The organism is Mesorhizobium sp. M7A.F.Ca.CA.002.05.1.1, assembly GCF_003998335.1.
Taxonomy (GTDB): domain Bacteria; phylum Pseudomonadota; class Alphaproteobacteria; order Rhizobiales; family Rhizobiaceae; genus Mesorhizobium.
Genome location: NZ_RZQI01000179.1, coordinates 1 through 8,454, shown reverse-complemented (window position 1 = coordinate 8,454; position 8,454 = coordinate 1). Strand labels below are relative to the sequence as shown.

The following is an 8,454-nucleotide window of genomic DNA, read 5'->3' as shown; positions in this document are numbered from 1 at the left end:
CCGCTGGCCAGGATGAAGCCCATCACCGCGATGTTCAGCGCCAATGAAACCATGCGCGCGGTCATGTCGATGCCGGAGGCCATGCCGGCGCGATCGCTCGAAACGGAACCCGTCGTCGTGTTGGTGACAGGTGTGTTGGTTATTCCCAGACCCATCCCCGCGATCAGGCAGCCGGGCAGCATCGTCAGCCAGTCCGGTTGCGCGGCGGCGCTGCCGAATTTCATCAGGATGAACCCGACGCCGATGATGACGAGGCCCGCCGGAATGATGATGCCGGGCCGATAACGCAGCGAAAAGCGCTCTGCCAACGGCGGCAGCACAAGCGTCGGCAGCGTGTAGGCAAGCAGGGCAAGGCCGGTGGAGACGGTGTCATAGCCGAGCCCGGCGTGGAACCAGATCGGCAGGTAGATCATGAAAGGCCAATAGCTGAGGTTCATCGCGGCAGAGCCGACGATGGCGCCCGAAAAGGGCCGGATTCGGAAGACCGAGAAATCGAACATCGGCCGCTGGCTGACCTTCTCGGCAATGAGGAAGGCGATGAAGCTCACTATCGAGATACCGAGGATCGCCAGCGCGGCAGGGCTGGAGAAACCCAGATCCGGCCCCTGGATGATGTAGAAAACGAGGCAGAAAACCGACGGCGACAGCGTCAGGATGCCTGCTACGTCGAGCTTGCCCGCCTGTGGATCCTTCGATTCGTGGACGCCCATCAGAGCGAGGGCGAACGCCAGCGCCGCAACCGGCACGTGGACAAGAAACACCCATTGCCAGCTCGAGACCGCGACGATGCCGCCGCCGATGATGGGGCCGAAGCCGAGGCCGGTGCCGAAGATGACGCCCCACCAGCCCCATGCGACGGCGCGTTCGCGCCCTTCCCGGAATTCATGCGACAGCACGGCAAGCTGGCAGATCAGCATCGCACCGCCGCTCAGGCCCTGCAGAAACCGGGCGACGATGAGCGTGGAGACGCTTTCGGCGACGCCGCAGATCAGTGATGTCAGGCCGAAGGCGGCGATGGCGACCAGAAAGACACGCTTGTGCCCGTAACGATCGGCGATCGTGCCGACCGCCATCAGCACCGTCGTGACCGCGATCGTATAGGCGTTCATCACCCATTGCAGTTGCTTGAAGTCGGCGTGCAGAACCTGCTCCAGTGTCGGCAGAATCGTGGGAACGCTTGAAATCTCCAGGCCGAACATCAGGCATGCCAGGCAGGCGGCAAACAGAACCACGATGCCTCGGCGGGTCAATACAGTGGGCATGATTCAACCTTTCGAACGTATTTGTCGGCAATCGGCGAATCCATCGCAGCTCGCCCGGCGCGCGTATGGCCCAGGGTAGGCGAGGCTTGATCATATTAGAATTGCATGGTTGGCTATTTCAGAGACAACAAGTGCGGATAGCTGACATGACGCTGGACGTAGACGCTGTGAAAACATTCGTCGCCATCGCCGATCTTCAGAGCTTTACGCGTGCGGCCGAGGCTCTTGGCAGCACACAAGGGGCGATCAGCGTGAAGCTGAAGCGGCTGGAAGAGCGCGTCGGCCAGAAATTGATCGAGCGCACGCCTCGGCTGGTGCGCTTGTCGGCGCAGGGCGCGGTGTTTCTCCAGCCCGCACGCGACTTCCTCGCGGCACACGATCGCGCCATTGCCAGCCTGTCTTCGGTGCGCCGCCGCTTCACACTGGGCATCGCCACCCATGTCGGAGGCGCGGAAGTCCCGACATTGCTGGCGCGGCTCAATGCGCATGACCCGGCGCTCACCATCGAAGTGCGGCTCGATGATTCGCGCGACCTGCTGGATGCTTTCGATCGCGGTGAGATCGACGCGGCGATCATCCGCCGGGAGGACGACCGGCGCGATGGTGAAGTGCTGGCGCCCGAACATTTCGGCTGGTACGCCGCGCCCGACTTCGTCCACCGGGCCGACGAGCCGCTGCGCCTGGCGGCATCCTCGCCATCCTGCGGTATTCGTAACATCACCACCCGCGCGCTCGACGCTGTCGGAATATCGTGGACGGAGGTGTTCCTCGGCTGCGGCTCTTTCGCCGTTGCCGAAGCCGTCTCGGCCGGCCTCGCAGCCTCGGTATTTTCCTGCCGGCTTGCCCCATCCGGCACCATCGAGGTCAGCCGGAAATTCGGGCTGCCGGCGCTGCCGCCTTCCGAGATCGTGCTGCTTTCGACGCTGACGGACGCCAAGTCCCGCGAGGCGCTGAGGACGCTTGCAATGGCCTTTCGCGAGCATCGTCCGCCTGTGGCGGGCAATGCCGGACGGCCCCGGTTCCGCAGTTCCCAGATGGTCGACGGCCTGGCCTAGAGCAATTCTAGGGAAAGTGTGAAGCGGTTTTCCGTTTAGAATTGCGTTAAAACAAAGAGTTAGAGCAGATCGCCGTTTTCCGTGAAACGGTGAAATGCTCTAGGACTCCACCCTCGGACACCAGGGCTGAGACCGGGCGCCTTTGCTGCTATTCGGCCGCCGGTGCCAGCGGCCTGACCCTGGCCATCATCGAGCGCAGCACCGCTGGTTTGAGCGGTTTGTTGATCACCGCAATCTCGAGCCCGCCGGCGGCCGTGCGCACCTCATTGGAGCGGTCTGCGGTGACCAGCACGGCCGGCAGGGTGTCGCCATGGAGCGCGCGCAGCCTGACGATGATATCGAGACCCGTTTCGCCGTCGAGATGGTAGTCGGCAAGGACGATGTCCGGGCGGTGTGTCACCACGCTTTCCAGATCCTTTGAACCGGACACGGTGTCGACGTTGCAACCCCAGCCTTCGAGCAGGAGCCGCATGCCCTCTAGGATGCGGGCGTCGTTGTCGATGCACAGCACATGCAGTCCGGCCAGCGAAGCCGTCGCGCGGGCAGGAACCCTGGCGTCGATCTCGCGCCGCGGTTCCTGCACGGCCGCGACGGGCAGGATGACGGAGAAGCGCGTGCCCTTGCCAGGGTTGGAAAAGATCCGGATCTCCAGCCGCAGCACCCGGGCGATGCGGTCAACGATGGAGAGGCCGAGACCGAGGCCCTCGGCCTCGCGCGCGCGCTCGTCGAGCCGGGTGAATTCGCGAAAGACGGTGTTCAGCTTGTCGCCGGCGATGCCGATGCCGGTGTCGATCACCTGGATCTCGGCCAAATCGCCGCGCCGTCTGACGCCAACCAGCACGCGGCCGTGGCGCGTGTATTTGATGGCGTTGGAGACGAGATTCTGGATCAGGCGGCGCAGCAGATTGCGGTCCGTCGTCACTGTCAGCGATGACGGCATGATGGTCAGCGCGAGCTTCTTCTCGGCGGCGAGCGGCCGGAAGTCGTTGCCGATCTGGCGCAGCAATCCGTCGAGGTTGAAGGCGGTATCGTCCGGCTTCATCGCGCCGGCGTCGAGGCGGGAGATGTCGAGCACGGCGCCGAGGATGGTCTCGACCGATTCCAGCGAGGATTCGATGTTCACGGCGGCCTTGCCGGCAGGCCCTTTGCCGGCCTTCTCGATCAGCGAGGAGCAATAGAGCCGGGCGGCGTTGAGCGGCTGCAGGATGTCGTGGCCGGCGGCGGCGAGGAAGCGCGTCTTGCCGAGATTGGCCTCCTCGGCCAGCATCTGCGCCTGCGCCAGCTCCTCGTTGACCCGGGTCAGTTCGATGGTGCGGGTCTTGACGCGCTGCTCCAGCGATTCATTGGCACGCTTCAGCGCCAGATCCTGTTCGACGCGCCCGGAAATGTCGGCATAGGTGGCGACGATGCCGCCGTCCGGCATCGGGTTGGAGCGCAGTTCCAGGATGCGGCCCGAGGTTTTCAGTTCCATCTGCCATGGGCTGACGAAACTGGTCAGGCGGTTGAGCATGGCCACACGCTGATCGGCGGGGATGTCGCCGCGTTCGGCGAGATGGCGCAGGATGCGGTCGAGCGAGACGCCGACCTGGCCCATCTCGTCGGGCAGGTCGAACAGCGCCCGGTACTGGCGGTTCCAGCAGATCAGGCGGAAATCGCGGTCGAAGACGGTGATGCCCTGTTCCATCTGGTCGAGCGCGATCTGCAACAGGTCGCGGTTGTGCTGCAGCGCCTCGGTGGCGTCGTCGAGCAAGCGGAAGGCATCTCGGGATTCGCGGTCGTGGCGCCGAAACAGCAGCGACAGGATCAGCCGCGCCGAGGAGGAACCGACGGCGCTGGCGAGCAATTGCTCGGAGAAGCGGATGACGTCCATGCTCGCCTGCTCATTGCCGTGCAGCGAGGTTCCGTTGGTCTTTTCGAACGACTGGAAGGAGCGCTCGGTGCGCTCGACGCCGAGATAGCGCCCGATCGTGTCCTTGAGGTCGTTGACGGTGATGGCGGTGCGGAAGCGGCGCAGGCTTGGCATCGGGCCGGCATCGCGCGGCACGAAGATCGACGCCTGGATGCGTTCCAGCGGCACCGATGCGCGCGACAGCGAACCGAGCACGAAGAACACCGCGTTGAGCGACAGGCTCCACAGCACGCCGTGGTTCAGCGGTTCGGCGACGGTGCCGAACAATGCCTGCGGCCGCAGCGCCTCGAAGCCGAACAGCCCGTGCACGATGATGCCGGTATCAGGGGCGGCAAGCGATGGAAACAGCAGCGTGTAGCCCCAGACGAGGATGCCGGCGACCATGCCAAGTGCCGCACCCCGGCCAGTGGCGCCGCGCCAGATCAGCCCGCCGATCAGCGCCGGCGCGAACTGGGCGATGGCCGCGAACGACATCAGGCCGATCGACGACAGCCGCGCGCTGTCAGTGCTCTCGCGATAATAGAGGAAGGCGATGAACAAAAGGATGAAGATCGCCCCGCGCCGAACATTGAGAATGAGCGTCGACCAGTCCTCGGTCTCGGAGGTCGAGGTCTTGAGCAGGCGGCGCACGAACAGCGGAATGACGAGGTCGTTGGAGATCATGATCGACAGCGCCACGCTCTCGACGATCACCATCGCCGTCGCCGCCGACAGGCCGCCGATGAAAGCCGCCATCGCCAGCAAGTCATGGCCAGTGAACAAGGGCAGCGACAGCACGTAGAGATCGCTGCTGGTCCCGGTGCCGACCAGCGACAGGCCGGCAAAAGCGATCGGCAGCACGAACAGATTGATCGCCACGAGGTAGAGCGGAAACACCCATGTCGCGGTGCGCAGTTCGGCCTCGCCGCGGTTCTCGACGATGGTGACGTAGAACTGCCGCGGCAGCATGATGATGGCAAAGCCGCTAAGGCAAGTCAGCACCAGCCAGGTGGCGAGCGAGGTGTTGTAGCTCATCGCCTGCCGGACCTGCCCGTTCTGGGCGAGCTTGTCGAACATGTCGCCCGGGCCGCCGAAGATCAGGAAGGTGACCATCAGGCCGATCGCCAGGAAGGCGGCGAGCTTGACCACGGTTTCGACCGCCACCGCCAGCACCAGCCCGTCCTGGTGTTCGGTGGCGTCGGCGTGACGGGTTCCAAACAGCACCGCAAACAGCGCCAGGAGCATGGCGACGACCAACGAGATGTCGCTGACGAAGGGATCGAACGAAGGCGGCGATCCCGTATAGTGCTCGACCATCAGGCTGACCGAACCGGAGATCGCCTTCAACTGCAGCGCGATATAGGGCACCGCGCCGATGGTGGCGATCAGTGTGGCGATCGCCGCGACGGTGAAACTCTTGCCGTAGCGCGCGCCGAGGAAATCCGCGATCGAGGTGATCTTCTCGGTCTTGGCCAGCCGCACGATGCGGTTGAGCAGCGGGAAGCCGAACACGAAGACGAGCACCGGGCCCGTATAGATGCCGAGGAATTCGAGGCCGCGTTCGGAAGAGAGACCGACCGAGCCGAAGAAAGTCCAGGATGTGCAGTAGATAGCGAGGCTGAGTGCGTAGATGAAAGGCCGCCCCCGGCTCGGCTCGGAGATGGCCGAGCGGCGGTCGCCGAGGCTGGCGATGGCAAACAGCAGCGTCACATAGGCGACCGCGATGATGACGATGAACAAGCCCTGCACGCTTGGACTTTCCTCCTCTGCCGTCTTTCTATCCGGCTTGCCCGGACGCAATCACAGCTTGGCGTCCGAGTCCATTGCAGAGCTGTGTAGGACGGTTCTCAGACCGGCGCGTCGGTGTCGATGTCGTTATGGTGAAGATCGCCGCTGGGCGCCGTGGAAGATGCTGCCGACAATGATCTCCTCCGAACCCATACGATAGAGGATGATGTGCTTGCCATGGACGAACTGATGGGTCCTGCCTTCATAGAGCCTGCCCATATTCGGGTAATCGCCGAGCAACTCAAACACCGCGTCGAGTTCACGCAGATACTTTTCGGCCTGAGTGTGGCCGAAGTTTTCGAAGGTGTGTCGGTAAATGTCTTTCAGATCGCGTTCGGCGCGATGCGTTATCCTATGACGCATGCGGGAATTCGGCACGCGCTTCCCGAATAATGTCGTCGATAGACTTGTCGCTGACGGGGCTCTCAAAACCTTCGTCGATGGCCGCCTGAATCGCTTTCCGCTTCTCATCGGGCGAAAGTGCGTCGAACCAAGCGCGCTGCTCCTTTGTCGGAGCCGCCCACGGGTAAACGTCAATGCTGATGGTTTCGAGCATGTTCATGAGAATATTGTAGGCGAAAACGCCTATGATTGCCAGAAATTCAACGCTGCTCCTGCCGAACCGTGGGTCTCGAACAACTGAACCGGGGTCGGTCTCGGCGAGCAACCTAGCCGGCTCCCGGTAAGGAGAAACCGGTTGCTTTCTCCTTTTTGCCGATGTTGCGTCAGGAGGTTTTTGTTATGTTGTCTCAGGTCGATGTCGCAAGGACGGAAACGGCAACTCGGCCAGTCACGACAAGGAGGGTCGAATGCTGAAAGAATTCCAGGAATTTATTTCCAAGGGTAATGTGATGGACCTTGCGGTCGGCGTCATCATCGGCGCGGCCTTCGGCAAGATCGTCGATTCCCTTGTCAACGACATCATCATGCCGATCGTCGGTGCGATTTTCGGCGGATTGGACTTCAACAACTATTTCTTCGGATTGTCCTCAGCCGTCAACGCGACCTCGCTGGCCGATGCCAAGAAGCAGGGCGCGGTCTTTGCCTATGGCAGCTTCATCACCGTGGCTCTGAACTTCCTCATCCTCGCTTTCATCATCTTCCTGATGGTCAAGGCGGTGAACAACATGCGCAAGCGGCTTGAGCGCGAGAAGCCCGCTGCACCGGCCGCTCCGCCGCCTGCCGACGTCGCGCTGCTCACCGAAATTCGCGATCTGCTCGCCCGGCGCTGACCACGGGCGGCATTTGCTGGACCAAAACCCCGGTCGTTCGCGGCCGGGGTTTTCTGTTTTCGCATCTGGTAAGGACCGCTGACGAAAACCGCAGACCAAAACGGACCCGCCAATGACCCTGATCGACAGCTTGCGCACCGAGGCCCGTGCGGCACCCGAAAGCGGCATTGTCGCCGTCGTCAATTACGGCCGCCTGCGCGAAGGCATGATTCCGCTCTGGGCCGGCGAGGGCGACCGGCCGACGCCGGCCTTTATCACCGATGCCGCGTCGAAGGCGCTGGCCGGCGGCGAGACATTCTACACCTGGCAAAGGGGCATCCCCGAACTTAGGCAGGCACTCTCCCGTTACTATGCCAGGCATTTCGGCAAGACCTTCCCGGAGGAAGAATTCATCGTCACCGGCTCCGGCATGCATGCCATCCAGCTGGCGCTCGACGCGCTCGCCGGTGCCGACGACGAGGTTGTCTATCTGTCGCCGGCCTGGCCGAATTTCGATGCCGCGGCAGCGATAGCGGGAGCCGTTCCGGTCGCGGTGACGCTCGATCATTCCGGCAATGGCTGGTCCTGCGACGTCGAGAAGCTCGCGGCTTCGATCACGCCGCGCACAAAGGCGCTGTTCATCAACACGCCGTCGAATCCGACCGGCTGGACCGCCGATGATGAGACCTTGCAGGCCATCCTCGATCTGGCGCGCGCCAAAAACCTTTGGATCATCGCGGACGAGATCTATTCTCTGTTCCACTATGGCCACGGCCGCGCGCCGTCCTTCCTCGACATCGCGTCGGCGGAAGACCGCATCCTCTATGTCAACTCCTTCTCCAAGAACTGGGCTATGACCGGCTGGCGCGTCGGCTGGATCAAGACACATCCGAGCTTGCAGCAGGTGTTCGAGAACCTGATCCAATATTCGAATTCCGGCGTCGCCCAGTTCATGCAGCGCGGCGCGGCCGCCGCCCTTGATGAGGGCGATGCCTTCGTTGCCGAACAGGTGGAGCGGGCGCGCAAGGCGCGCGACCTTGTCTGCGGCATCCTCGGCGCCACCGGCCGCGCCCGGTTTACGGTGCCGCAGGGTGCGTTCTATCTGTTTTTCACTGTCGACGGCATCACCGATTCACGCACCGCTGCCTTCGACATTGTCGACAAGGCCAATGTCGGCCTGGCGCCAGGCACGGCTTTCGGCCCCGGCGGCGAGGCGTTTTTGCGGTTGTGTTTCCACCGCCGCCTCGACC

General features: G+C 63.1%; 7 protein-coding genes. 3 read left to right on the top strand and 4 right to left on the bottom strand.

Annotated features, from left to right (window positions below):
• Window positions 1–1,262: MFS transporter (locus EN939_RS11915; protein WP_127268173.1), on the bottom strand; the 1,262-nt coding region annotated here is incomplete at its 3' end.
• A gap of 146 nt (window positions 1,263–1,408) precedes the next feature.
• On the opposite strand from EN939_RS11915, the gene EN939_RS11910 reads away from it, so the two are divergent.
• Window positions 1,409–2,317: a LysR family transcriptional regulator gene (locus EN939_RS11910; RefSeq protein ID WP_164748869.1), complete on the top strand. Its 909-nt coding sequence runs from the start codon at window positions 1,409–1,411 to the stop codon at window positions 2,315–2,317.
• A gap of 148 nt (window positions 2,318–2,465) precedes the next feature.
• On the opposite strand, the gene EN939_RS11905 is transcribed toward EN939_RS11910, so the two are convergent.
• From EN939_RS11905 to EN939_RS11895, 3 genes are all read right to left on the bottom strand, one after another.
• Window positions 2,466–5,954 carry a PAS domain-containing hybrid sensor histidine kinase/response regulator gene (locus tag EN939_RS11905; RefSeq protein WP_127268172.1) on the bottom strand — a complete coding sequence of 1,163 codons (3,489 nt, stop codon included), beginning with the start codon at window positions 5,952–5,954 and terminating at the stop codon, window positions 2,466–2,468.
• Between the two features lie 126 nt (window positions 5,955–6,080).
• The gene (locus EN939_RS11900; protein ID WP_127268171.1) at window positions 6,081–6,356 is read right to left on the bottom strand and encodes a type II toxin-antitoxin system RelE/ParE family toxin; all 276 of its coding nucleotides are present in this window, start codon (window positions 6,354–6,356) and stop codon (window positions 6,081–6,083) included.
• The gene (locus EN939_RS11895) at window positions 6,346–6,660 is read right to left on the bottom strand and encodes a hypothetical protein (protein ID WP_127268170.1); all 315 of its coding nucleotides are present in this window, start codon (window positions 6,658–6,660) and stop codon (window positions 6,346–6,348) included. Before EN939_RS11895 ends, EN939_RS11900 begins: the two co-directional genes overlap by 11 nt.
• A 142-nt stretch (window positions 6,661–6,802) precedes the next feature.
• Here EN939_RS11895 and mscL point away from each other — a divergent pair, with 142 nt between their 5' ends.
• Window positions 6,803–7,225, top strand: a complete 423-nt coding sequence (mscL, locus tag EN939_RS11890) for a large conductance mechanosensitive channel protein MscL (RefSeq protein ID WP_027038576.1) — start codon at window positions 6,803–6,805, stop codon at window positions 7,223–7,225.
• 112 nt (window positions 7,226–7,337) lie between these two features.
• Window positions 7,338–8,454: pyridoxal phosphate-dependent aminotransferase (locus tag EN939_RS11885; RefSeq protein WP_164750959.1), on the top strand; the 1,117-nt coding region annotated here is incomplete at its 3' end.